25 protein-coding genes are annotated in these 23,325 nt (G+C 64.2%); 13 read left to right on the top strand and 12 right to left on the bottom strand.

Annotated elements, in window-relative coordinates; genetic code table 11:
* Positions 1–148: 148 nt before the first annotated feature.
* The 3 genes from GVV77_RS15280 (at position 149) to GVV77_RS15290 (ending at position 1,977) form a co-directional block, all read left to right on the top strand.
* On the top strand, positions 149–889 hold the full coding sequence (locus GVV77_RS15280) for an alpha/beta fold hydrolase (protein ID WP_159619786.1): 741 nt from the start codon (positions 149–151) through the stop codon (positions 887–889).
* Positions 890–993: 104 nt separating this feature from the next.
* Positions 994–1,668, top strand: coding sequence for an LmeA family phospholipid-binding protein (locus GVV77_RS15285; protein ID WP_159619788.1), 675 nt, complete (start codon positions 994–996; stop codon positions 1,666–1,668).
* Positions 1,669–1,788: 120 nt separating this feature from the next.
* Positions 1,789–1,977: a bleomycin resistance protein gene (locus tag GVV77_RS15290; RefSeq protein WP_159619790.1), complete on the top strand. Its 189-nt coding sequence runs from the start codon at positions 1,789–1,791 to the stop codon at positions 1,975–1,977.
* A gap of 24 nt (positions 1,978–2,001) precedes the next feature.
* Here GVV77_RS15290 and GVV77_RS18540 read toward each other — a convergent pair whose 3' ends face one another.
* Both GVV77_RS18540 and GVV77_RS15300 read right to left on the bottom strand, forming a co-directional pair.
* The gene (locus GVV77_RS18540; RefSeq protein ID WP_343033069.1) at positions 2,002–2,670 is read right to left on the bottom strand and encodes a VOC family protein; all 669 of its coding nucleotides are present in this window, start codon (positions 2,668–2,670) and stop codon (positions 2,002–2,004) included.
* A 210-nt stretch (positions 2,671–2,880) separates the two neighbouring features.
* Positions 2,881–3,384 (bottom strand): hypothetical protein, encoded by a 504-nt coding sequence (locus tag GVV77_RS15300; protein ID WP_159619792.1) that lies wholly within the window; start codon positions 3,382–3,384, stop codon positions 2,881–2,883.
* A gap of 201 nt (positions 3,385–3,585) precedes the next feature.
* Between GVV77_RS15300 and GVV77_RS15305 the strand changes: the two genes are divergently transcribed.
* Positions 3,586–4,185 (top strand): hypothetical protein, encoded by a 600-nt coding sequence (locus tag GVV77_RS15305; RefSeq protein WP_159619794.1) that lies wholly within the window; start codon positions 3,586–3,588, stop codon positions 4,183–4,185.
* A gap of 83 nt (positions 4,186–4,268) precedes the next feature.
* On the opposite strand, the gene GVV77_RS15310 is transcribed toward GVV77_RS15305, so the two are convergent.
* Positions 4,269–5,810, bottom strand: a complete 1,542-nt coding sequence (locus GVV77_RS15310; protein ID WP_159619796.1) for an LTA synthase family protein — start codon at positions 5,808–5,810, stop codon at positions 4,269–4,271.
* A gap of 298 nt (positions 5,811–6,108) precedes the next feature.
* Here GVV77_RS15310 and GVV77_RS15315 point away from each other — a divergent pair, with 298 nt between their 5' ends.
* Both GVV77_RS15315 and GVV77_RS15320 read left to right on the top strand, forming a co-directional pair.
* Positions 6,109–6,840 carry a DinB family protein gene (locus GVV77_RS15315; protein WP_159619798.1) on the top strand — a complete coding sequence of 244 codons (732 nt, stop codon included), beginning with the start codon at positions 6,109–6,111 and terminating at the stop codon, positions 6,838–6,840.
* Between the two features lie 86 nt (positions 6,841–6,926).
* A complete protein-coding gene (locus tag GVV77_RS15320; protein WP_159619800.1) occupies positions 6,927–7,334 on the top strand; it encodes a VOC family protein in 408 nt (135 codons plus the stop codon).
* Positions 7,335–7,443: 109 nt separating this feature from the next.
* On the opposite strand, the gene GVV77_RS15325 is transcribed toward GVV77_RS15320, so the two are convergent.
* Both GVV77_RS15325 and GVV77_RS15330 read right to left on the bottom strand, forming a co-directional pair.
* Complete coding sequence (locus GVV77_RS15325; RefSeq protein ID WP_201293256.1) at positions 7,444–9,006, bottom strand: multicopper oxidase family protein; 1,563 nt, start codon at positions 9,004–9,006, stop codon at positions 7,444–7,446.
* A 23-nt stretch (positions 9,007–9,029) separates the two neighbouring features.
* Positions 9,030–9,455, bottom strand: a complete 426-nt coding sequence (locus GVV77_RS15330) for a hypothetical protein (protein ID WP_159619804.1) — start codon at positions 9,453–9,455, stop codon at positions 9,030–9,032.
* A gap of 170 nt (positions 9,456–9,625) precedes the next feature.
* Here GVV77_RS15330 and GVV77_RS15335 point away from each other — a divergent pair, with 170 nt between their 5' ends.
* A complete protein-coding gene (locus GVV77_RS15335; protein ID WP_159619806.1) occupies positions 9,626–10,789 on the top strand; it encodes a sensor histidine kinase in 1,164 nt (387 codons plus the stop codon).
* Entirely contained in the window at positions 10,786–11,475 is a 690-nt protein-coding gene (locus tag GVV77_RS15340; protein WP_159619808.1) for a response regulator transcription factor, read from the top strand. The genes GVV77_RS15335 and GVV77_RS15340 overlap by 4 nt, the downstream gene beginning before the upstream one ends.
* Before the next feature lie 547 nt (positions 11,476–12,022).
* Here the strand turns inward: GVV77_RS15340 and GVV77_RS15345 are convergent.
* Positions 12,023–12,460 carry a hypothetical protein gene (locus tag GVV77_RS15345; protein ID WP_159619810.1) on the bottom strand — a complete coding sequence of 146 codons (438 nt, stop codon included), beginning with the start codon at positions 12,458–12,460 and terminating at the stop codon, positions 12,023–12,025.
* 210 nt (positions 12,461–12,670) lie between these two features.
* Here GVV77_RS15345 and GVV77_RS15350 point away from each other — a divergent pair, with 210 nt between their 5' ends.
* The 3 genes from GVV77_RS15350 to GVV77_RS15360 are packed head-to-tail and all read left to right on the top strand — an operon-like array spanning position 12,671 to position 14,709.
* Positions 12,671–13,378, top strand: a complete 708-nt coding sequence (locus GVV77_RS15350; RefSeq protein ID WP_159619812.1) for an MSMEG_4193 family putative phosphomutase — start codon at positions 12,671–12,673, stop codon at positions 13,376–13,378.
* A gap of 9 nt (positions 13,379–13,387) precedes the next feature.
* Positions 13,388–13,942, top strand: coding sequence for a DUF3090 domain-containing protein (locus GVV77_RS15355; RefSeq protein WP_159619814.1), 555 nt, complete (start codon positions 13,388–13,390; stop codon positions 13,940–13,942).
* A complete protein-coding gene (locus GVV77_RS15360) occupies positions 13,942–14,709 on the top strand; it encodes an SCO1664 family protein (RefSeq protein ID WP_159619816.1) in 768 nt (255 codons plus the stop codon). The genes GVV77_RS15355 and GVV77_RS15360 overlap by 1 nt, the downstream gene beginning before the upstream one ends.
* 165 nt (positions 14,710–14,874) lie before the next feature.
* Here the strand turns inward: GVV77_RS15360 and GVV77_RS15365 are convergent, their stop codons facing one another.
* A complete protein-coding gene (locus GVV77_RS15365; RefSeq protein ID WP_159619818.1) occupies positions 14,875–15,096 on the bottom strand; it encodes an LPXTG cell wall anchor domain-containing protein in 222 nt (73 codons plus the stop codon).
* Positions 15,097–15,481: 385 nt separating this feature from the next.
* Here GVV77_RS15365 and GVV77_RS15370 point away from each other — a divergent pair, with 385 nt between their 5' ends.
* On the top strand, positions 15,482–16,690 hold the full coding sequence (locus GVV77_RS15370; RefSeq protein WP_246199859.1) for a phospholipase D-like domain-containing protein: 1,209 nt from the start codon (positions 15,482–15,484) through the stop codon (positions 16,688–16,690).
* Positions 16,691–16,791: 101 nt separating this feature from the next.
* Here GVV77_RS15370 and ppk2 read toward each other — a convergent pair whose 3' ends face one another.
* Positions 16,792–17,664 carry a polyphosphate kinase 2 gene (ppk2, locus tag GVV77_RS15375; protein ID WP_246199860.1) on the bottom strand — a complete coding sequence of 291 codons (873 nt, stop codon included), beginning with the start codon at positions 17,662–17,664 and terminating at the stop codon, positions 16,792–16,794.
* Between the two features lie 349 nt (positions 17,665–18,013).
* Here ppk2 and GVV77_RS15380 point away from each other — a divergent pair, with 349 nt between their 5' ends.
* Positions 18,014–18,424 carry a hypothetical protein gene (locus GVV77_RS15380; protein WP_159619820.1) on the top strand — a complete coding sequence of 137 codons (411 nt, stop codon included), beginning with the start codon at positions 18,014–18,016 and terminating at the stop codon, positions 18,422–18,424.
* Positions 18,425–18,662: 238 nt separating this feature from the next.
* Here GVV77_RS15380 and nrdF read toward each other — a convergent pair whose 3' ends face one another.
* The 4 genes from nrdF to nrdH form a co-directional block, all read right to left on the bottom strand.
* Positions 18,663–19,637: a class 1b ribonucleoside-diphosphate reductase subunit beta gene (nrdF, locus tag GVV77_RS15385; protein WP_120168956.1), complete on the bottom strand. Its 975-nt coding sequence runs from the start codon at positions 19,635–19,637 to the stop codon at positions 18,663–18,665.
* Between the two features lie 143 nt (positions 19,638–19,780).
* Positions 19,781–21,946, bottom strand: a complete 2,166-nt coding sequence (gene nrdE / locus GVV77_RS15390) for a class 1b ribonucleoside-diphosphate reductase subunit alpha (RefSeq protein WP_120168954.1) — start codon at positions 21,944–21,946, stop codon at positions 19,781–19,783.
* Positions 21,943–22,401 carry a class Ib ribonucleoside-diphosphate reductase assembly flavoprotein NrdI gene (gene nrdI / locus GVV77_RS15395; protein WP_159619822.1) on the bottom strand — a complete coding sequence of 153 codons (459 nt, stop codon included), beginning with the start codon at positions 22,399–22,401 and terminating at the stop codon, positions 21,943–21,945. Before nrdI ends, nrdE begins: the two co-directional genes overlap by 4 nt.
* A gap of 43 nt (positions 22,402–22,444) precedes the next feature.
* Positions 22,445–22,690 (bottom strand): glutaredoxin-like protein NrdH, encoded by a 246-nt coding sequence (nrdH, locus tag GVV77_RS15400; protein WP_120168950.1) that lies wholly within the window; start codon positions 22,688–22,690, stop codon positions 22,445–22,447.
* Positions 22,691–23,325: the final 635 nt, after the last annotated feature.

Raw genomic sequence — 23,325 nt, forward strand, 5'->3', positions numbered from 1 at the left:
GTTCATCTGCAGTCCTCAAACATTGACGCCTGCTTGAGCGCGTCTTTACATTCCCCGGCCACCATTGAACTCGGGGGCTCATCAATCCCTGGACCGGTTACAGCCTCAGCACAGGCGAAGGCAGCCGTCCTCATTCAAAGGAGACAACATGACGCAGTCCACCCCCGATCCGGCCGCCGGCCCCACCGTGGTCCTGATCCACGGCGCGTTCGCCGACAGTTCCAGTTGGAACGGCGTCGTCGAACGGCTTCAGGACGCCGGAGTACCCGTACAGGCCGTCAGCAATCCGCTGCGCGGCATCTCCCACGACTCGGCGTACGCCGCCAGCGCCATCCGGCAGATCCCCGGACCTGTGCTCGCCGTCGGGCACTCCTACGGCGGCGCGGTCATCACCAATGCGTCCCCGCAGACCGACAACGTTGTTGGGCTGGTCTTCGTCGCGGCCTTCGCCCCCGACGAGGGTGAAACCCTGGAGGGCATCGAAAACGGCTCCACCGACAGCGTCCTCAACACGGCACTGATCCCCACTCAGTACCCCGTGGGGCAGGACTCCGAGACGGCAGTCGAGCTTACGGTTGACCCTGCGAAGTTCCATGACGCCTTTGCCTCCGATGTGTCCGTGAAGGAGGCAGCGGTGATGGCCGCCACGCAGCGCCCCGTCGCCGCCGCTGCCTTCGGCGAGCCGACGGGAACGCCTGCCTGGAAGACCCTGCCGTCCTGGGCCGTCGTACCGACCGGAGACAAGGCCGCCGGCAGCGACGTGCTGCGTTCCATGGCGCAACGGGCTCAAGCGACGATCACCGAGACCGAAGGCTCGCACGTCATCATGGTGTCCCAGCCCCAGATCGTCACCGACGTCATTCTGCAGGCACTGGAGGGCATCCGCTAATTCAGGCCGAGCGGGCACCGCGAACTCCGGACACAAGGTGACCTCCGGCGTGTCCGACCAACAGGGGTATCGCTCCTCAGGCGGTGAGCCATCAGACTGTCCTCATGGAGTGGAAGCGTGCGAAGGACTGGCTGATCGGTGCTGTGGGGATGGTCCTCGTTCTGGGCGTTGCGCTCGTCGTCCTTTGGTGGGCGGCAAGCGACCCGGCGAGCGCAGACAAAGCGGAGCGGATGCCGTCGCCCACACAGGGCGCCCTACCACCGGACGGGCTGCGTGAGGACGAGGTGTGGCTCGCCGACCTTGACCTCGACGCCGGGACGGTGGTGACGGCCGGATCGTTGCTCCACGACGTCCGCGCGGTCGGCCAGGACATCGTCTCGGGCCCCGAGGGGCTTGTCGCCGGCCGGCTCGCCGTGGACGCGACGGTGCCGTTCGAGGTGCTGGCCGACGAGCTCGGCGGCGGGTCGGTGGTCCGGGCCGCCGACGGCGGCCAGGCCACGGTCGTCCGCACGGTCGAGGCCCTGGGCCGCGAACTGCGCGTCACCGCGACCGGTACCGTCGATGTTGAGGATGGCAGGCTGGTTGTCGAACCGCGCTCGATCGACATCGGCGGGCCGGACTTCCTCTCCGATGCCACCGCCGCCGTGGTGCGTAGGTTCGTGACCATTGAGCACGACATCGAGGGACTGCCGGAGGGCCTCGTGCTCCAGAACGTCGCGGTCCGGGACGACGGGTTCCGCGCCAGCCTCCGGGGCGAGGACGTCGAACTCACCCCCTGAGGTGTGCTCGTCCTGAAATATTCTTCCAAGATCCTTCGCAATTCGGGAGAATGGTCCCCCGGCGACCCGCGCTGCGGCTCCCGTTAACCATCAGCGACTAACGTTTGGGAAGGACCAGCAATGGACGTGTCGACACTGACCTCACTTCTCCATGAGGCCGAGGAACACCACGGCAAGTACGAAGCGGAAGCCGCTCCACACGCATGGCCGGACTGGTACGCAGCGTTTATCGTCTCGCGGGACCAGGGCCGCACTCCGGAACAGGCGTACGACGACGCGGTCGCCCACCTCGAGGGAGGTGGGCAGTAACCACCCCCGGGGGCCCTCCCGATGTTATGACGTCTGTTTTTCGCCGCTCTGCTCCTGTGCAAGGTACGAGGCGTACCACTGCGCCCAGTTAGGGTCCTCCTGGGTGTTGCGCTTCTCGAGGTCCTGATAGGCCGCGGCGGCGCGCTCGAGTGCCTGTGCGAGGTCGGCGGGCGAGCCGAACGCCGTCCCGCCTTGGACGCGGCCCGGGAACCGCTGGGTGATCTCCTGCAGGATCCAGCTGTTTCCGTCCGGATCACTGAACGAGACGAATGACCCGTACGTGCCGCGCTCCGGGTGGGGGCCCGGAACGGGCTCGTCGTTGCCGGGGAACCTGCACGCGTAGCCGGACTCGCAGTGGAAGACCTCACTGGCATCGACACCGCGGGAGACGAGGTCCCGGCGCGCTGCTTCGATGTCGGTGACGATCAGGTGCGTGCCCTGGGCCGATCCCGGCTCGGCCAGGGTGACCTGCCTGCCGAACTGGACCGAGCATCCGGAGCCGGGGGGTGTGTATTGAAGGCTCCGGAAGTTCCCGTCGACGCGTTCGCCGTCGAGCCTCCACCCCAGGCTGTCGTAGAACTGTTTGGCGCGGTCGACGTCGGCAACCGGTAGAACGATCACCTCCAGCTTCATGTCCACTGCGGCACTCGGCGCCGCGGTCTCGGGGCTGGTATCGGGTTCTGTCGGGTTCACGTTGGCCTCCCTTGTCGTACCCTCTCAGGTCAGCCTCAGGGTGGCACCGCGGAGCACCCGGCGCAAGGGTCCCCCGCTGGTGTTACGTGCCGGCGAACCCCTGCTCGCCGTTGTAGCTCTGCGGCCCCGGGCAGGTGCTAGGCGTCCGAGCGTCGACGGGCCTGAAGGTCGCCCGGCCGCGTCGACACCTGGAATGGCGCATTTGGGACGCTAGCTGGCACCCTGGTCCTGTTCGGCGATGTCGAGCGTGGTGCAGATGTTCGGGACGTCGTTGACCGTGCACAGCCGATACGGTCCGGGTCGGATGCTGTCCGGGATGGTGAGGCTGTCCGGGCCGGGTCCGGCGATGGCAACGGCCGACCACGCCTTGTTCTCGGCGTCATCGGCGGACCACCACGTTGGGGAACCTGAGCCGGCGTAGCCGGCACTCGTGGCGCTCAGATAGTAACGGACATTCCACGTGTCGCCGTCCTGTTCCTCCAGAACCCAGCCGACGCCCCGCTCGGTTCCCTCCGGGAAGCGCACGTGGACTGTCTGTCCCTGGGTTACCGGCGAAGCCGAGACTTCAAGCAGCTCAGGGCGCATCTGCGCCTCGGGATCATGCGCCCCCGGTCCCCGGGCCCCTGCTGCACCACACCCGGCCAACAACGCACCGAAGAGAACCACGGCAGCCCAGGAGAAGATTGACTTCCATCGGACAGGGTATCCGTTCACGGCACCGACCTCCTTGGTGGGCATCCTAGCCCTCACCGAGGACTGCCGTCACTGTTCCCGGCGGTGATCCTGCCGGTGCCGCGGCCGGCAGTCATGGGAGCACGATCAGGCAGGATCTGCGCCTGCCCGGGCGCGGCTGGGATAGGCTCGATTCGGACCGGATCGCGCATCGATCCCAACTGTCGGGGGCAGGGAAATACCATGGATCTATTGGGTGGCGTAAGCCACGACGTCCTCCGCATCCTTCCCTGGGCCGCGGCCATCGTTTTCGCGCTCGCGGTCGGGCTTTGGCGTCCGCGCAAGCTTCATTGGACCGCGCTTGCTTCGGTCCTCCTTTTCGCGGCCCTCAATGCGGGTGCCGCAATCTACGTCCTGAATTCTTTCGACGATCCGCGGTGGTCTTCAGGGGAGGATTCGTCCCTGAGCGCCCCATCGTTATCCGGGACGCCCATTGTGGGTGAGTATCTGGCCCCCCTGGATTCCGCGCTGGACGACGTGGTCGGCGGGGTGAACGAGTTCCTCGCCTTCAAGCAGGCACTTCCCGTCGCGCTGGATTTCCTTGCCGCGTCCGGCTGGGCCCTCCTGGCGTCATTCCCGCTTGCCATTCTCGCCGCCGGCATCGGCTTCACGATGGCCCGGCGCCGGACGGCTGCCTTCGATCGATACCGCGCCGACGTCGACCTGCTCAAGAAAGAGCTTGAGCTGCTCAAGCGGCAGATTTCCTCGGGTCGTTCCGGCGCCACTGCGCTGCCTTCCGGGCACGAGGACAGCGAGGTACTGCCCAGACCCACGCGGAGCTGAGCATCCAGATGGCTGTCGGCGTTCGCGCGTGACGGAGCTTCGCGGCCGGAGGGGCTGTGCCTCGCCGTCGGGCAGGGAAAGCGCTACCGGGCGTCCCTGCCGGCCCAGGCCTCCGTATAGAACAGCGGGGAACGCGACTCCAGCAGTTCGCCATAGGCGTCAGGCTTCATCGCCTGGGCTGAACCCTCCGGCACCGCCGGAGCGAAGGCGGACACGCCCAGCCCGGCTTCTCGATCCTGCAGGGTCAGCCCGGCGGCTTCGAGAAGCGTGGGGTAAAGGTTTAGCTGATCAATCCGGGGGCGCAGCGCGCCGTCCGGGTCCCCGCCCGGAATCCAGATCCGGTTGAAGATGGTGCGGTTGGGATGGTTGTCCAGCTGCTCGTGAAAGGCGTCATTCGCGCCCATGTGCTTGAGGTGGTCCCCCATGATCACCACGGCGGTGTCGTCAAGGTAGCCCTTCTCCTTCATATGCTCAACGAACCCGGCCACCTGGGTCATGGAGCAGGAGAACACCGAGGTGACCTCCTCCTGGGTATCCACGTCGCAATAGTCGAAGATGTACGCGGGCTCGTGGGTGTCCAGCGTCAGCACCGTGAGGTTGAACGGTTCACCGGTCCTCTCCGCTTCGGCGTGCAACCCGTCGATCTCTTCCTTGGCATAGGCCATCAGGCGTTCATCGCTCAGGCCCCAGTCGCTGCGGAAGTTCTTCTGCGGCTCGCCGGCGGCACGCCAGTCGGAGAGATCCTTCTGCTCGGAGTAGCCATGGCTGCTGAGGAAGGTGCCCTTCGCGGCGAAGGCGGCGTTGGCGCCGCCCAGGAAGACGTTGGTGTAGCCGTGCTCATCCAGGACATCACCCATGCAGGTGAGCCCTCCCAGGTAGGTGTCGAGACCGCCGCCGAGGTCATTGCCCGCGGCGGAGCCCACGCCCTTCAGCGGAACGCCGCACTGCGTCGCGACGAGACCCGACATCGTCCAGCCTCCACCCTCGTACTGCTGGAAATCATCGACGCTTTGCCAGCCGTCCGAGGCCCTGGTCGCCTCCTTCAGCGGAGCGAACGCGTCCTTCTCGAAGAGCCGGTCGTTGGCGAGGGTGGCCTCGCCGGACTCGAGGTAGATCACCACCAGGTTGCGCTTGTCGTCGTTGTTGGTGACGATCGGCTTCACGTAGTAGTCGCCGATGTCGTATTTGGAGTTCGCCGCCCGGATGTAGTCCCCGAGGCCCACCGTGGTGGCGAAGGCCGTGGTACCGCCGACGACGACGGCGGCCACCAGAGCGGTGGAGCCGGTGTGCATCATCCACTGACGGCGACGAGGACGGTCACCGTCGCCGTTGCGGCGGCGTCTGCGGCGGCGGAGGGACTGCCACATCGCCACCCCGACGGTGATGAGGAGGGGCACGACGCCGATTCCCAGGATTCCGGTCCACACGATGGGCCCGCCCCCGCCGTCGGTTTCCACGGATACGAGGTTCAGGAGCATCTGACCGACGGAAATCTCGCCCCAGTACATACGGATGCCGAGGGAGGCGATGAGCAGCGCGAGTCCGGCCCAGATCAGGACGTAGATAACGATGCGGCCCACGACGACGCCGACCCGTCGGGTCACGTGAAGAATCCGGTCAGACATCGTTACACCTCGCATTCCAGCTGCCCGGGCGTTCAACGAACAACCCGTTTTCGGGCCGATCGAAGCCTAGTGCCGCTACCCTACCCGTTCAACAGTCGTTCACCCCTTGGTAACGAGCCGTCTACCCCAGCATGTGGTGGTTCAACGCCCGGGTGCCGGGAATCGTTCGGCGGCGGTTCGGGACAGCCGTGGAATTGTTGCGTTGCATAGTGGGCCGAGCGGACTTCCGCTACCTGTCACGATGCGGATCGCTCCGGAAGGGTGTGAGGTTGAGGTGGCTCTGTCTGATAATGGGGCGATGACGACCTATTTCGGCACGAAGGAGTTTGAGGGGGCGACCTTTGTCAAGACGAGTTTCAAGGGCGCCACTCTGCGATTCTCCGATGTCAGCGGTGTGTCGATGCGCGGCGTCGACGTGGACGGACTCGACATCGACAGCCACGACCTATTCTTCGGCAGCCTCTTAATAAACGGGGTCGACGTGGTGCCGCTCGTGGACGCCGAGCTGAACCGGCAGTTCCCGGGCCGCGAACTGCAGAAGGCACAGACCCCCGAAGGACTGCGCGAGGGGTGGAACGCAGTCCAGTCCGCGTGGCAGCACACGGTAACGAATACGCCGCCGGACTTGGTGGATGCCCCGATAGACGACGAGTGGTCCTTGGCGCAGACCCTGCGGCACCTCATTCTGGCTACCGATGCCTGGCTCGGCGGCGGGATCCTGCAGAAGGAGCAGCCGTTCCACGAGATCGGGCAGATTTTTACCGGTGCAGCTGAGATGGGGTTCGACATGTCGATCTTCCGCGTGGACCCGCCGGCGTACGAGGAGATCCTCGCGGTTCGGGCAGAGCGACAACGGCAGGTAACCGAATTTCTGGGCACGGCCACGGTGGATTTGCTCGCGGAGGAACGCGCGGACCCGTGGGGCGGCGGTGACTGGCGTCCCAGCGTCGGCGACTGTATCCGCGTGATCCTAGAGGAGGAGTGGGCGCACCTGCGCTACATCCGACGGGATCTCGCTCGTATTCGTTGAAGGGAAAACCAGCCGGCCAAGCAGCGTGAGGACATTCTCGGCGCGTCAGGATGTTACTTCGATGGCCGGGGGTGGAAACTCGGTGCATGACCTCCTTCATCTCGCATACGACCATTGATTGCGCCGATGCCTTCGCTCTCTCGACCTGGTGGAAGCCGGTGCTGGGCTATACCGACGTCGAGGGTGATCCCAACGAGGCCGGCGATGAGGAGTGCATGATCCATGACCCAGCAACCGGTCATCGGCTGTTGTTCATCGAGGTGCCGGACGCCGCGGCGGCCAAGCGGCGGTGCGGCAAGAATCGCCTTCATCTGGACCTGCGGCCGCGTGATCGCACCCGTGACCAGGAGCTGGAGGTGCTGCTGGCTCACGGAGCCACGACGGTGGACGACCTCCGCGGCAAGGATGGACCCGGTACGGGGTGGGTTGTACTCGCCGACCCCGAAGGCAATGAGTTCTGCATCCTGCGCTCCAAGGCCGAGGCGGGTTTATAGCCCGTCGCGCAGAGATGAGGCGCTAGATGCCGGTTCATCATTTGCCGGCCCCCTAACCCCGTACGGAGGCTTCTTACACGCCAGAGTGCACCGCTCCATCGAATCAGTGTCAGACCACCTCGAAGTTAGCCATCATCATCATGTCTTCGTGTTCGAGATTGTGGCAGTGAAAAACATACCTGCCCCGGTAGCCGTCGAACCGGATGAGGAGCTCGGCCCGTCCGCCATTGTCAAGATTGACGGTGTCTTTCCATCCATGGTTGTAGCGGCCGGGATCGTCGTTGCCGTTCCGGCCAAGGACTTGGAAGGGTGCGAGGTGGATGTGGAAAGGGTGCTCGACGTTCGCGGCGCGGATCGTCCATTTCTCCGTCGTACCTAACCTGGGTTCCGCTATGAGGGTGTCGGGGCTGAAGGGCTTGCCGTTCACTGTCCACAAGGTCATGCCATGGGCCCGGGCACCACCGCGCGCGAAGACGAACTCCCTCTCAACGGAGACGTCGTCTGGTGAGAGAGTTTCGAGGTCGACGAGCCGGTTAGGCACGGCGCCGGTGTCCGTTCCGCGCCGGGTGACAATGAACCGCATGATGTCGGCGGTCCGGCCCGCACCCCGCTCATTGATCATGGTGATCTCGTCACCGACTTCATGCCCGGAGAAGTCCACAATGACGTCGAAGCGCTCCGCCTGGGCAATGTCGATTTCCTCGTGCTCGATCGGTCTGGCGATCAGCCCGAGGTCGCTTCCGACTTGGATGAAGTGTTGTCCGCCGTCGAGCCTGAGGCGGTAGCGGCGGGCGTTGGAGGCGTTGAGGATCCGGAAGCGGTATTTCACGGCGGCGACTTCCAGCACCGGCCACGGGGCACCGTTGACGAGGAGGCAGTCCCCTAGGACCCCGCTCATGTAGTCCGCGGTGACGCCGGGGGTTCCTTCCAATGAGGGGTCGACGGAGGGGTACAGGAAGGAGCCGTCGGCAGCGAACGCGCGGTCGGTGATCATCAGCGGGATATCACGGTCGCCGCTGGGCAGCCCAAGCGCGTCCTCGACGTCGTCGTGGATGAGATGGAAGCCGGCCAGCCCCCGGTAGACCTGGGGGCCGGTGAAGTCCATTCGATGATCGTGGTACCACAACGTGGCTGCGGGCTGGTTCATTTGGTAGATGTAGTCCCTGCTCCCGGCTGTCGTGGCGCCCTCGTGGTGGGAGTGTCGGTCCCCGCCGACGACGGGCAGGATGAGATCGGTCGGGTATCCGTCATGCTCCGCGGCGGTCCTGCCGCCGTGAAGATGGACACTCACCGGAACGGGGAGCTCGTTGCGGTGTGTGACGATGGTGCGTCTGCCGCGCCGCGAGACGATGGTGGGTCCGGGAAACAGTCCGTCATAACCCCAGACCTCGGTCAGAACTCCGGGGAGGATCGACGCGAGACCGGCCTTCTGGGTGATCTCGTAGTGGTCCGCTGTGCCATCAACGCTCACCGGCTCGAGGACGGGCGGCACCGGCAGACGGGCGCGGAAAGCAGCAGGCAGTGTGAGCCGGCTTTTCAACAGGCGGCCGGCGCTGCCTTCGATACTGTTGTTCGAACCACCGCTGTCGATGGTGCAGCCGGCGAAGAGGTTGGAAAGGGTGAGGCCGGCTACGGTCAGGCCACCTGCTTTAAGGGCGGTACGCCGCGACACTGCGGGCGCCTCGCGCTTGGCCATTAGCGGGCTGCCCGGGACGGGCTGCGGCCCGCGCGCATCCGCTGGAGGAGGAGAGCCAGCCCGCCGGTGATCAGGCCCCAGAGTGCGTTGGTGATGAGCAGCGGGATGATGGCCAGCGGCATTGCGGGGGGTCCCTGCAGCTCGCCGGTGAGGATGGGGGAAAGCACTGCGCTGAGCACGATCGAAGCAAGCGCGTACGTGAGTCCGGCAGCTACGAGGGTGAGGACCGGGTGAGGCACACGGCTGAGGCCCACGATGAGGACCCAGGCCGCGGTGATGGCTGCGGTAAGGATCAATGGAGTTGCCGGTTTGCCGAGGGCATCGCTCAATCCCACGATGGAGAACAGCGGGCGGATCAGCGCCAGGGCGGTCAGGCCGAGGATCAGCGGCCAGTGAAGGCTTTGGAGTGTCGATGATGATTTCATGGCTTCCACGCTATTTCCGGACCGAATCTGGGCGTGTCAGCTCAAGCTCGTCACTTGCTGCGGGGGGCTGCGTCACGAAGCGATGTTCGGTTGTCGCTTTTGGATGTACACCCGCGGGGGTGCTGCGGTGCCACCATTGAAGGACTGGACACCGACATCAGGAGTGGATCATGTCCGCGGAGACAGTTGCGCACGCCGATGAGGTGCCGGCCTGGGTTCTCACCGTGCTGGTCGCCGTGGGACAGACCGTGGTGGTCGCGCTCATTCTTGCCGTCGGCTCGGGTGCCAGCGCGGATCAGAGCTACGGTCCTTACCTGTTCGCGGCCTGCTTCGGTGCGCTTCTGCTGTTCCGCAGGGAACTGCCCGTGGGTGTCCTGGCCCTCAGCATCCTTGGAGTGTTCATCTACTACGCCATCGACTACCCGCCGATCGGTATGGCCCTCCCCGTCGTTGGTGCTTTCTACAGCGCCGCCGAACGCGGACGGGTCCTCACAGCGGCCCTCGCAGGAGCAGTGCTGCTGACGGTGTCGCTCTTCTTCCGAACGAGCGACGGCGAATCAAGCGCCGTCCTCGCCTATGACGTCATCACTAACGCAGCCCTCATCGGGTGCGCCATCGCGCTGGCGTTGGCGGTGAGCAGCCGTCGTTCCCTGCGTGATCAGCACGAACGCATGGCGCGTCTGGAGCGCCGGCACCAGCAGGAAAGGACTGCCCGGCAGCTCGAGGCCGAACGCCTTCGGATCGCACGTGATGTCCATGACTCCATCGGGCATGCCCTGTCGCTCGTCTCCGTACAAGCCCGCGTCGCACAACAAGCCCTGGGCAAGGACGACGACGCAGCCGTCCACGCGCTCGACAATGTTGTCAGTGCCACGGGATCATCGCTGGGAGACCTGCGCCGCACGATCGCCATGCTTCGGACAGATCCCGACACAACCGATCACGCGCCGCTGACCCTGAGCGGCATATCGACCACGGCACAGGCAGCACGTGATGCCGGACTTGCCGTTGACCTCCTGATCGATGTTGGGGCCGCCGCCATCACCGCATCGACGGCAAGCACAGCCTTCCGCATTGTTCAGGAAGCGATCACCAATGTGCTCCGGCACGCACAGGCGACGGCCGTGAATGTGATTGTCCGGGTGAAAGATGATGCGTTGTATCTCCGGGTCCTCGACGATGGCGTGGGCGCCGACACGCGGACCCTCGTTGAGGGCCGGGGCCTGGCAGGAATGCGGGAACGTGCGGCGCTGCTCGGCGGCGATGTCAGGATCGAGGCAGGTCCGTCCGGCTTCACCGTCAACGCCATGCTTCCGATGGGGGACGACAAATGATCAGGGTCGTTATTGCCGAGGACGAGGCGCTGCTGCGCAGCGGCCTGATAGCCCTCGCCGAACACGACGGCGACATCAAGATCGTCGCCGAAGCGGACCAAGGCGGAGCCGCTCTGGCCCGAGTCCGCGAGACGCGACCGGATGTTGTTCTCATGGATATCCGGATGCCTGGACTCGACGGCATCACCGCGACGCAACTCATCACCCAGGATCCCCACCTGGCCACCATCCCTGTCCTGGTCCTGACGACATTCGCCGAAGACCAAACAGTCATCGAGGCACTGAGGGCCGGTGCGGCCGGCTACCTCCTCAAGGACGTAGCTCCCCCCGAGCTGCGCCAGGCCATCCGGACGGTAGCCGCAGGCCGGCCGGTGCTCTCGCCGGAGGTGACCGCCACGCTCATGCGAGCCGCCGCCAGCTCACGCCCCGCCGCTGATTCCGAGCTCATCGCTCACCTGGCCCCTCGGGAAATCGAAGTCTTGGCAGAAATAGGCCACGGAATGAACAACGCAGAAATAGCCGGACGCCTGTTCATCAGTCCCGCGACCGCCCGAACCTACGTGAGCAGACTTCTTCGTAAACTCGACGCCCGCGACCGATCCCAGCTCGTCGTCATCGCCCACCGCAGCGGCCTCATCGACGAGAACCGGTACCGAACGGCGAGTTACGACCCCCTCGGTCAATAATGCGCGGCACTCCTCCGTCGGTGCGATGCGCCTGAGAAGATAGGCACGCAAAAGCGTCGAGAAACAAGGATGATGAACATGCTGAGGACCTCCGGGGGCGGTATGGCCATGGTGGGTGGGGTGGCCCTTCGGGTCTGCTGTGCGCCCCGGCCGATGCCGGCCTCCCCGTGCGCAGTGGACAGATCCCGGAGCTGATCCCGACCAGCGCGTCGACAATATCTCCCGCCCGGGTCTGCAACATCCGCACGCACAACGCCGGCAGAGGCCGATTGTTCCCGATCCTCCTCCACCACAAAGGCGATTCTTCATGCAACCCCTCTCCATCGAGGACATCGGCTCCTCCTTCATCAACGCCACCCGGTCCGAGACCGTAAAGCGCACTCCGCGACGTCTTCTCCAAGGAGGTCGTCCTGCTGTGGCCTCCCGCAGCAGGCAGGACCTTGCCGATAAATCACAACAGGCCTTCGCGCCGGTCTAGATTGAGCGCTGCGGGACCACAGGGGTGAGGTATCAGGGCGTGTCCCGGTCAGCACGTTCCGGGACGGTTTTAGCCCCAGTATTCTGCCTGCGGGCAGAGATTCTCGAGTCTCTCAAAGTCGTAGGTATCGATCTCCGAGTACGGGCTCCAGCCGCCGTCCATGTCGATGAAGGCCTGAAGTGAGGGCCTGTCGGGAGCTTCATATCCTTGTTCTGCAAGGCAGTCCGCTGATTCCATCACGGCTGCGTACATTTCCGACCACTGCCCGTCGTCGAACGTTGCGGGGTTCGGGAGCAGGCCTTCCCCGCAGTCTTCGGCGTCCCTCCGGTACAGGTCCAACTGCTCTTCGGACACGGACGAAGACGAGACCGAGATCGCGCCGTCGTCGGTGATGGAGACCGCCCAACCCCGGTCGCGCAGGCAGGCACTCTGGCGGTTGGTCGCGTCCTCCGCCGAGGTTGCGTGGGACGTGGGTTCGCGTGGCTCCTCGGCGGCGCAACCAGTCAAGAGAGCCAGCGTGGCCGCCGCCATGAGCAGCCCCGCCCGATGCGCCAAGGTTGGCCGGCGGCGCGGCCCCGTTGTATGCGCACGCCCAAAGCCCCCCACGGTCTTCATGCGGGCAAACTAGCATGCGATGCAGGTGAGCGTCAGGAAAATTGCGGAAGCGCTCCCCCGCGTTGGGAGTCTGGCCGTCGAGTGGATGGTTAGGCTGGGTGGATGGCAACAGTTCTTCTCGTGCGGCACGGCCGCACCACAGCCAATGCCACCGGACTGCTGGCCGGTCGGGCCGCCGGCGTCGGGCTGGATCAGACCGGGCGCGATCAGGCGGCCCTCACCGGTGACCGGCTCGCGGCCGTGCCGGTCGTCGGAGTGGTGTCAAGCCCCCTCGAGCGGTGTCAGCAGACCGCCCAGTTCATCCTCGATCGCCAAGCCGGCACCCCTCACGCACCAGTCGATCCGGACCTCACGGAATGCGACTACGGTCAGTGGCAGGGCCGTATGCTCAGTGAGCTCGCGACGGAGGATCTGTGGTCGGTGGTGCAGTCGCAACCGTCCGCCGTCACCTTTCCCGGCGGCGAGTCCATGGCCGCGATGCAGGCCCGGTCGGTGGCAGCGATTCGACGCCACGATGCAGCCTTCGAAGCCGAGCACGGGCCGGGAGCCGTGTGGGTGGCGGTGAGCCACGGCGACATCATCAAGTCGATCCTTGCGGACGCGCTCGGCGTGCACCTCGACCTGTTCCAGCGCATCACGGTCGGTCCGGCCTCGGTGTCGATCGTGCGCTATGGCACGAGCCGGCCGAACGTCCACGCCACCAACACCGACGCCGGAGATCTGTCCTGGCTGGCGAACAGCGCCCCCTCCGGCGATGCGCCGGTGGGCGGTGGCGCAGGGCACACGGCGCCACCGGCTTCCTCAGCCTAAAATAGTCCTATGCCTACAATCGTTCACGAGTTCCCCTGGCCTGACCGGGTCGTCATCGGCACCATCGGCGCTCCGGGGGAACGAACGTTCTACCTGCAGGCGCGCACCGGGAAGCAGATCGTGAGTATCGCCCTGGAGAAGCAGCAGTCCGCGCAGCTCGCGGAGAAGATCGACGAAATCCTCGATCAGCTCAGCACACTCGACGGCAACCCTTTCAGCGTTCCCACGAGTACTCCGATCGAACTTGTCGACAATGACCAGCTCGACGCCGTTGAGGAGCAGTTCCGGACCGGCGCGATGAGCCTGGGCTGGGACCCGACGACGGCTCAGATCGTCGTCGAGGCCTACCCCCTGGCCGACCTCGAAGCCGATGACGACGCCGAAACCCTCGATGACGACGACGCTGACGGCTCCGAAGTGCTGCGGGTGCGGATGCCGGTCGGCACGGCCCGCGCGTTCGCCAAGCGCACCCGCGAGGTCGTGGGTGCCGGGCGTCCGATCTGCCCGCTCTGCGGCTACCCGATGGACGCCGACGGGCATACCTGCACCCTTCCCGAGGACTGATGCCGGCACCCGACCTGGCGGCCGCCGACCTGACACTGACCGGCCGCATCACGACGGCGTCGAATGCCACCTTCCTGGGCAGCATCGCCGGAATCGCGGTCGTCTATAAGCCGATAGCGGGCGAGAGCCCGTTGTGGGACTTTCCCGACGGCACCCTGGCTCAGCGGGAGGTCGCCGCCTACCTCGTCTCCCAGGTGCTCGGCTGGAACGTCGTGCCGAAGACCTGGCTGCGCGACGGTCCGCTGGGCGAAGGAATGGTGCAGCTCTGGCAGGAACAGGACCCCGCCCATAACGCCGTGGACCTAGTCGCGACGGACAAGGTGCCCGAGACCGGGTGGAAGCCCGTTCTCGAGGGCCAGGATGAGGACGGACGGATGGTCGCCCTCGTTCACGAAGACTCGCCGGCGCTCAGGCGCATGGCGGTGTTCGACATCGTCGTCAACAACGCCGACCGCAAGGGCGCCCATATCCTCGCGATGACCGACGGACACCGGCACGGCGTGGACCACGGGCTCACCTTTCACAGCGACCACAAGCTGCGCACGGTGCTGTGGGGGTGGCTGGGACATGCATTGACCGCCGAGGAACTCGACGGCATCGAGCGGGTCAGCGAAGGACTGCACGGTGAGCTGGGCCGCAGCCTGGCGGACCTGCTCACCGAAGAAGAAATCGCTGCACTCGCCGCGCGCTGCACCCGGTTGCGCCGGGCGGCGCGGTTTCCGGCTCCGAGCGGTGGGATGCCGGCAGTTCCCTGGCCGCTGTTCTGAGGGAAATGTCGCCACGGCCTTTGCGCTCCGGCATAGAGGACGTAACGGTCAGTCAACACAACGTCCGACAGTAGGGCGATGATCGCACAAGGGCCCACTCGTGGATGAGTGGGCCCTTGTGTGCGGCGCGTGGATCTTCATTTCAGATCCTCCGAATTATGCGGCCTAGTAACCGGGGCGGGTCGGATCGTTGACGCCGGTGGTGCCCGTCGTGCCTGTCGTGCTTGTGGTTCCGGCGGTGCGGGTGTCACTGGTCGTGGTGCTGCCCACGGTACGGACATGGTCAACGTGCTCTTTCTTGTTCCTCTTCAGCAGGCCTGCCAGTCCGAGAAGGCCCAGGAGGCCCCACAGGCCCGCGTCGCCGTTGTCATCGTCGCTTTGGTTCACATCTGACCCTGTGGCCCCACGGAGAATGACAACACCGTTTGCTGAGTTCGCCGCCGGGGCTTTTTCCGGCGGAAAGTGGGACCTGCTCCCACATACCCTTGCAGTTTCTCGAACTTTCCTTCGCCGCTGACAGAGCGGAGGAACGGGTGCCACGGAAATGATTCATCAGTCTCTTGATGTTTTCGTCCTGTGGGGCGCTGGAATGCTGGGTTGGCGGTCGCTGAAAACTCGTGATCCGCGACCAGAGGTGGGAGGTTCCGGGCAACGAATCATCCGTTGTGAAGTAATATCCGGCCGGCAGAAGCGCTGGTAGTCCGTCGACGGGCGCGGATAGGCTGAACCGGTGGCCCCTCCTTCCTTCTTGCACCCGCGTGGTCTCCGCACCGTGGCTTTGCGCGCCCTCGGAGGCTTCATCGCGGTTCAGGCGACCGTGATCGCCATCCTGATCGCCGCGGACGCGCTCAAGCGCCGATCCCGGGTCCGGCGCTCCAGATTCCCACGGCCTGGCATCTTCGAACACACCGTGGGTGACACGGACACACGCATTCACACCTACGGGGAGGATCTCTACCGCGACATGCTCGCCGCCATCAATGGCGCGCAGCGCCGCATCCTGATGGAGACCTATCTGTGGAAGAACGACGGCGTGGGCCAGCAGTTCCGGGACGCGCTCAACGCTGCTGCAGAACGCGGCGTCGAGGTGTACCTGATCTACGACGGCTTCGGCAACCTGGTCGTGCCCTCCTCGTTCTACCGTTTCCACCCCGCCGTGCACGTCTTCCGCTTTCCCGTCGTGCGCCCGCGTCTGCTCCTTACCCCGTTGCGTGCAACCGGATTGACTCACCGCAAGCTGCTGGTGGTCGATGACGAAACCGGTTTCATCGGCGGATACAACATTGGCTCGCTCTATGCCACACAGTGGCGCGACACCCACGTTCGTCTCACCGGGCCTGCCGCCTTTGAACTGGGGCATTCCTTCACGGCCCTGTGGAACCATCCCTGGGGGCCGCAGCCGAAGCTGCCGCATTCGCATCTTGCGGCGTGGAATTCGCAACTGCACGCCGTCAACAACGTCCCGGCCAATCTGGTCTACCCGATCCGCAGTGTCTATCTTGATGCCATCCACCGCGCCAGGGACCACATCTATCTCACCACCGCCTACTTCATCCCCGACCAGCAAATCCTCACCGCGCTGATCGAGGCAGCCCAGCGCGGTGTGGATGTGAGGGTGATCGTGCCGGAAAACTCGAACCATGTGCTGGCCGACTGGCTCTCGCGCGGGTTCTACTCCGCGCTGCTGGCCGAAGGGATCACGCTGCTTCTCTACCGCCACGCCATGATCCACGCCAAGACCGCGACCATCGACGGTCAGTGGTCAATAGTCGGCACCGCCAACATTGACCGGCTGAGCCTCAGTTTCAACTACGAGAGCAACCTCATCGTCCACGATCCGGACTTTGCCGCGGACATGGAGGAAATTTTCGCGACCGACAGCGCGAACTGCCTGGAATTGTCCGCCCAGATGTGGGAACGCCGCCACCCCGCCGCCTGGTTCGCCGAAACAGTCCTCCGGCCTCTGCGGCCATTCCTCTGAGCGAAGTCCCGTCGCCCTAACGCGATGTAGAAGCAGACCACCGCGCGTAGTGTCGGCACATCCGCTCAGGGTAATCCACTCAGCGGGACTTATTGATCCACTCAACCGGACTTACGCTCGGCGGAATCCTTCTCCTTGCCCTTCGGCGCTTTCTCCGACTTTTCGATCTCGTAGCGCTGGGGCACGAACCGCTGGCGGTCCAACGGCGGCCGCTCGTAGTTCCGGTCCTGGCGGTCGGGCAACTCGATGTCCGGCAACTCCGGCTGCTCGTAAGGCAACAGCGACAGCAGATGGGCCATCAGGTTGAGCCGGGCCTCCTTCTTATTGTCGGCGTCCACCACCCACCACGGGCTGCGCTCGGTGTCACTGAACTCAAACATCTTGTCCTTGGCCTCTGCGTAGTCAACCCAGCGGGCCTGCGCTTCGAGGTCCATGGGGCTCAGCTTCCATCGCTTGGCCGGGTTATCGATGCGGCTTTGGAATCGACGGCGCTGCTCGGAGTCGGAAAGACTCAACCAGTACTTCACCAGGACGATACCGTCGGCAATCAGTGCCTCCTCGAGCAGGGGCACAGTGTCGGCGAATTGGGCATACTGCTCGTCAGTGCAGAAACCCATCACCCGCTCCACCCCGGCCCGGTTGTACCAGGACCGGTCGAAGAGCACCATTTCGCCGGCCGCCGGCAGATGGGCGATGTAGCGCTGAAAGTACCACTGCGACCGCTCGCGCTCCGTCGGCGCCGGGAGTGCAACAACGCGGCAGGAGCGCGGGTTGAGCGCACCGCTGATGCGTTGGATCGTTCCGCCCTTACCTGCTGTGTCGCGTCCTTCGAAGATAATCACCAGCCGCGTCCCGGTTTTGCGCACCCACTCCTGCAGGGCGACCAGTTCTTCCTGCAACCGCAGCAGTTCCTTTTTGTAGTCCTTCTTGGACAGGACCTGGGAGCTTGCCTCATCGGGCGTTTTCTTGACCACACTTCGTATCCTGCCCCAGACCGCACTATTCGGGGAGGTGCTTTCACTGTGCGGACCAAAGGACCACGAGAATTGACATTCTGGGAGAACCCGTCGCACGGGTACTCGGAGTTTCTTATGACGCCTTTGCAGTAGCCAGGCGCTGACGGGAGCCAGCATCGGACCCGACCGGGGAAGCGCGGCTGAGGGACGGCGTACAGGCAGAATCCCGAACGATTCCACATCCGCTACTCCTCGAGGATAGGATCCGAGTTCGGTCCTTCACCATCGCGTCCCATGGGCTCCTACTCAGCGGGCGTGGAAGCTTCCTGGGGTTGGGTTGTGGAATTCGACGCATGGGGGATGAACGATGAAGGCTGACGGGGCGGTGACCGCAGGGTTTCTGCTAGCCGGGGCTCTTTTGATGAGCGCCTGCGGGGTTGGAGCTGGACCGGCTGTAGGCGCCGCCGGAGGCTCCGCCTTCTCGCCGGAGCCCACCGTTGGGGGCTATGAAGGGTGGTGGAACAGCACCCCTGTCTCGGGCGATACCTCCGGCCTGCCCAAGGAAACCGTGGCGGTCCGCACCGACACCGGCGAGGTCGTGGACGCTTCCACCCGGGACGAGAACGGGCGGGCCGCGGCTGTCGATCCGGATGACGTCGAGTACTCAGTGGTAGTGAACCCTGCATGGCCCCAACAGTCGGTGGTCATCATCGACACCGAAACCGATGAAGTCATCGAGAGTTTCCGGGTCGACTCGTCCGGCACGCCCGTTCGCTAGGGACCGGAGCGCGCAGGTCGGTGCAAACCCCGCAGCGGGCCCCGGCTCGCGGCCGCCATCCCAGCTCATCGACTCACGTATCTGCGTGCAGCACGACTGCCTGTTCACGGAGACCGCCCGAAATCGATGCACCTCGTCGAACGAAAAAGCGCACCTAGTTGGATGACTTCCAACTAGGTGCGCCGCATCTTCCAGCTAGACCGTCATTCTTTCAATGGGGCCTACATATCCGATCAGACTAGAAGTCCCAGTCGTCGTCCTCGGTGTTGACTGCCTTACCGATCACGTACGACGAGCCAGAACCGGAGAAGAAGTCGTGGTTCTCGTCCGCGTTCGGTGAGAGCGCCGACAGGATCGCCGGGTTCACATCGGTGACGGTGGAGGGGAACATCGCCTCGTAGCCCAGGTTCATCAGCGCCTTATTGGCGTTGTAGTGAAGGAACTTCTTGACGTCCTCGGCCAGACCGACGGAGTCGTAGAGGTCGTGCGTGTACTGGACCTCGTTCTCGTACAGCTCGAACAGCAGCTCGTAGGTGTAGTCCTTGATCTCCTGCTTGCGCTCCTCCGACTGGCCCTCAAGGCCCTTCTGGAACTTGTACCCGATGTAGTAGCCGTGCACGGCCTCGTCGCGGATGATCAGGCGGATCAGGTCGGCCGTGTTCGTCAGTTTCGCCCGTGAGGACCAGTACATGGGCAGGTAGAACCCGGAGTAGAACAGGAAGCTCTCAAGCAGCGTGGAGGCGACCTTGCGCTTCAGCGGATCATCGCCCTGGTAGTAGTCCATGACGATCTGCGCCTTCTTCTGAAGGTTCACATTCTCGGTGGACCAGCGGAAGGCCTCGTCGATCTCCTTGGTGGAGGCCAGCGTGGAGAAGATCGAGGAGTAGCTCTTGGCGTGCACCGACTCCATGAACGCGATGTTGGTGTACACCGCCTCTTCCTGCTGCGTGATGGCGTCCGGGATCAGGCTGACGGCACCTACGGTGGCCTGCACCGTGTCGAGCAGGGTGAGCCCGGTGAACACGCGCATGGTGAGCTGCTGCTCGTCCGGGGTCAGCGTGGCCCAGGACTGGACGTCGTTGGACAGGGGCACTTTCTCCGGCAGCCAGAAGTTGTTGACGAGGCGGTTCCAGACCTCCACGTCCTTTTCGTCCCGGATGCGGTTCCAGTTGATCGCCTCAACATGGCTGAGAAGCTTCAGTTTTTCGGTCATGACTCCGACTCGCTTTCTGAGGTAAAACTTGGTTCGGCTGAGTCTTCGATGCAATACCTGCAGTCGGCTTTCTCAATGCCTTCGTTGTGGGAGGTCCGGTGGGTGGGTCATCCCCTCGGGAACGACCCACCCAATCTAGGTGACTAGAGCATGCAGCTGACGCAGCCGTCCACCTCTGTCCCTTCCAGCGCGAGCTGGCGGAGACGGATGTAGTAGATGGTCTTGATGCCCTTGCGCCAGGCGTAGATCTGCGCCTTGTTGATGTCGCGGGTGGTGGCGGTGTCCTTGAAGAACAGGGTCAGGGACAGGCCCTGGTCCACGTGCTGCGTCGCCGCAGCGTACGTGTCGATGATCTTCTCGTAGCCGATTTCGTACGCGTCCTCGTAGTACTCGAGGTTGTCGTTCGTCAGGTACGGAGCCGGGTAGTACACGCGGCCCAGCTTGCCTTCCTTGCGGATCTCGATCTTCGAGGCCACCGGGTGGATCGAGGAGGTCGAGTTGTTGATGTAGCTGATCGAACCGGTCGGCGGCACGGCCTGCAGGTTCTGGTTGAAGATGCCGTGCTCCATGACCGAGGCCTTCAGCGCACGCCAGTCCTCCTGCGTGGGAATGTGCACGTCCTTGAACAGCTCCGCCACGCGCGGGGTCTGCGGAACCCACGTCTGGTCGGTGTACTTGTCGAAGAACTCACCCGAGGCGTACTTGGACTTTTCGAAGCCGCCGAAGGTCCGGCCGGTCTCGATCGCCAGCAGGTTCGAGGCGCGGATGGCGTGGTAGACCACGGTGTAGAAGTAGATGTTCGTGAAGTCCAGGCCCTCTTCGGAACCGTAGTGGACCCGCTCGCGGGCCAGGTAGCCGTGAAGGTTCATCTGGCCCAGGCCGATGGCGTGCGACTGCTCGTTGCCCTTGGCGATCGAGGGAACCGAGGTGATGTTCGACATCACGGAGACGGCCGAGAGGGCGCGGATCGCAGTCTCAATGGTCCGCCCGAAGTCCGGCGAGTCCATCGTCTTCGCGATGTTCAGCGAACCCAGGTTGCACGAGATGTCCTTACCGGTATCGGCGTAGGACAGGTCGTCGTGGTACGTGGTGGGCTCCGAAACCTGCAGGATCTCCGAGCACAGGTTGCTCATGATGATCTTGCCCTCGATCGGGTTCGCCCGGTTCACCGTGTCCTCGAACATAATGTACGGGTAGCCGGACTCGAACTGGATCTCCGCGAGGGTCTGGAAGAACTCGCGCGCCTTGATCTTGGTCTTCTTGATCCGCGCGTCGTCGACCATCTCGTAGTACTTCTCGGTGACGTTCACGTCGGAGAACGGCATGCCGTAGACCTTCTCGACGTCGTACGGGGAGAACAGGTACATGTCCTCGTCGCGCTTGGCCAGCTCGAAGGTGATGTCGGGGACGACGACGCCGAGGGACAGGGTCTTGATGCGGATCTTCTCGTCGGCGTTCTCGCGCTTGGTGTCGAGGAACCGGTTGATGTCCGGGTGGTGGGCGTGCAGGTACACCGCGCCGGCTCCCTGGCGGGCTCCGAGCTGGTTGGCGTAGGAGAAGCTGTCTTCGAGGAGCTTCATCACGGGGATGACGCCGGAGGACTGGTTCTCGATCTGCTTGATCGGCGCGCCGACCTCGCGGATGTTCGTCAGGGCGAAGGCGACGCCGCCGCCGCGCTTGGACAGCTGCAGGGCGGAGTTGATGGAGCGCCCGATGGACTCCATGTTGTCCTCGATGCGCAGCAGGAAGCAGGAGACGAGCTCGCCGCGCTGGGCCTTGCCGGCATTGAGGAAGGTCGGGGTGGCCGGCTGGAATCGGCCCTCGATAATCTCGTCGACGAGCTGGGTGGCGAGCGTCTCGTCGCCGGCGGCCAGGTGCAGGGCCACCATGCAGACACGGTCCTCATAACGCTCCAGGAAGCGTTTGCCGTCGAACGTCTTGAGCGTGTACGAGGTGTAGAACTTGAAGGCGCCGAGGAAGGTCTCGAAGCGGAATTTCTTGCTGTAGGCGCGCTTGTAGAGGTCCCGGATGAAGTTCATCGTGTACTGGTCGAGGGTTTCCCGCTCGTAGTACTCGTTCTTCACCAGGTAGTCGAGCTTCTCCTCGAGGTCGTGGAAGAAGACAGTGTTGTTGTTGACGTGCTGCAGGAAGTACTGGTGTGCGGCTTCCTTGTCGGCCTCGAACTGGATCTCTCCGTCCGGCCCGTAGAGGTTAAGCATCGCGTTGAGCTCGTGGTAGCCCAGATCCTTGTAGCGGGCATCGACGCTGTGCTTTGTGGCCCCAGCGGTGTCCGTCTCAGCAACACTCATGTCCAAAACTCTTCCAATCCTTGATGTACCCGGTCTACGTCATCGGACGTCCCCATAAGTTCAAACCGATATAGGACGGGGACCCCGCACTTGGCGGCGACGATGTCGGCCGCCAGACAGTAGGTTTCCCCGAAATTCGTATTGCCCGCTCCAATGACTCCCCGGAGGAGCGAGCGGTTTCCTTCATTGTTCAAAAACTTGATGACCTGCCGCGGCACCGCTCCCCTGCCGGACTCTCCCCCGTAGGTGGGCAGGACCAGCACGTAAGGCTGGAGCGCCTTGAGGGTAGGATCCTTCGTGAGCAGCGGGAGCCGGGCCGAATGCATGCCCAACTTGGTGACGAACCGGTGCGTGTTGTCCGAGACCGACGAGAAGTAGATCAGCGGCGCATCGGTAACCCCGCCAGAAGCCGTCTGCTCCAGGCGGGGTGTCTCGGTATCCACGGTGGTTGTCATGAGCGGCGGGATAGGCCGGCCCGGTCCTGCGAAGGCAGGAAAATCAGGCGACGGAGGTGACGGACAGCTCGGCCAGCTCGTTGATCTTGTCGGGGCGGAAACCGGACCAGTGGTCCTTGTCAGTGATGACGACCGGTGCCTGCATGTAACCCATCGAGCGGAGGCGCTCCAGTGCGGCCGGATCCTGTGAAATATCGACGCTCTGGTAGGTGATTCCCTTCTTGTCCAGAGCCCGGTAGGTGGCGTTGCACTGTACGCATGCTGGCTTGGTGTAAACCGTTACGGTCATGTCCCTGTCCCCTTCTTGATGCTGCTGTATTGCCGTGTCCGTGGGTGGTGGTGGAGCGTCCCGATAAGGGGGAAATTCCGGGGAATTTCCGGCCCTGCGGTCTCTGCCCGGCCAGCGGTTGATTCGATATCTAGATACTACATCTAGTGCGGGCCACCGATACAGACCCCAACATGATGTATTACAAGTATGTCATTCACCCGCTCCTGAGTCCACATGAAATCCACAGGCGGGGCCCTCTCGGACCCGCGGATTTACGCCGATCTGCACCCCTGGGTGCACACCCTGTGGAGTACTTGCACACAGCAAAAAATTGCCTGTGTCGTCCTTTTCTCGGCGTGTCGCGGTGACCTTCCGCGGGGTGTCCGAGGGCACACCCCTGGGCCGCCGCGGGCCCTACGGCCGGCGGTCGATGAGGAACTGCTGCACGTCGAGTTACCCGGCCTGGAAACCTGCCCCGGAGTAGCAGAGGTAGAAGCGCCAACCCGCACCCGGCTCCCGTCCCGGCCGCGCAGGGCACGACACATTCCGTGCGGAGCACCGCGGGCTCGACTTAGCGGGCACCGGCTCGGCTAAAGTTCGGAGTCCCCCCACCTGTGGATCGCTCCGCCGCCCCACGCACCGGAGCATCGCGC

The organism is Arthrobacter zhaoguopingii, from assembly GCF_009828605.1.
GTDB classification, from domain to species: Bacteria; Actinomycetota; Actinomycetes; order Actinomycetales; family Micrococcaceae; genus Arthrobacter_D; species Arthrobacter_D zhaoguopingii.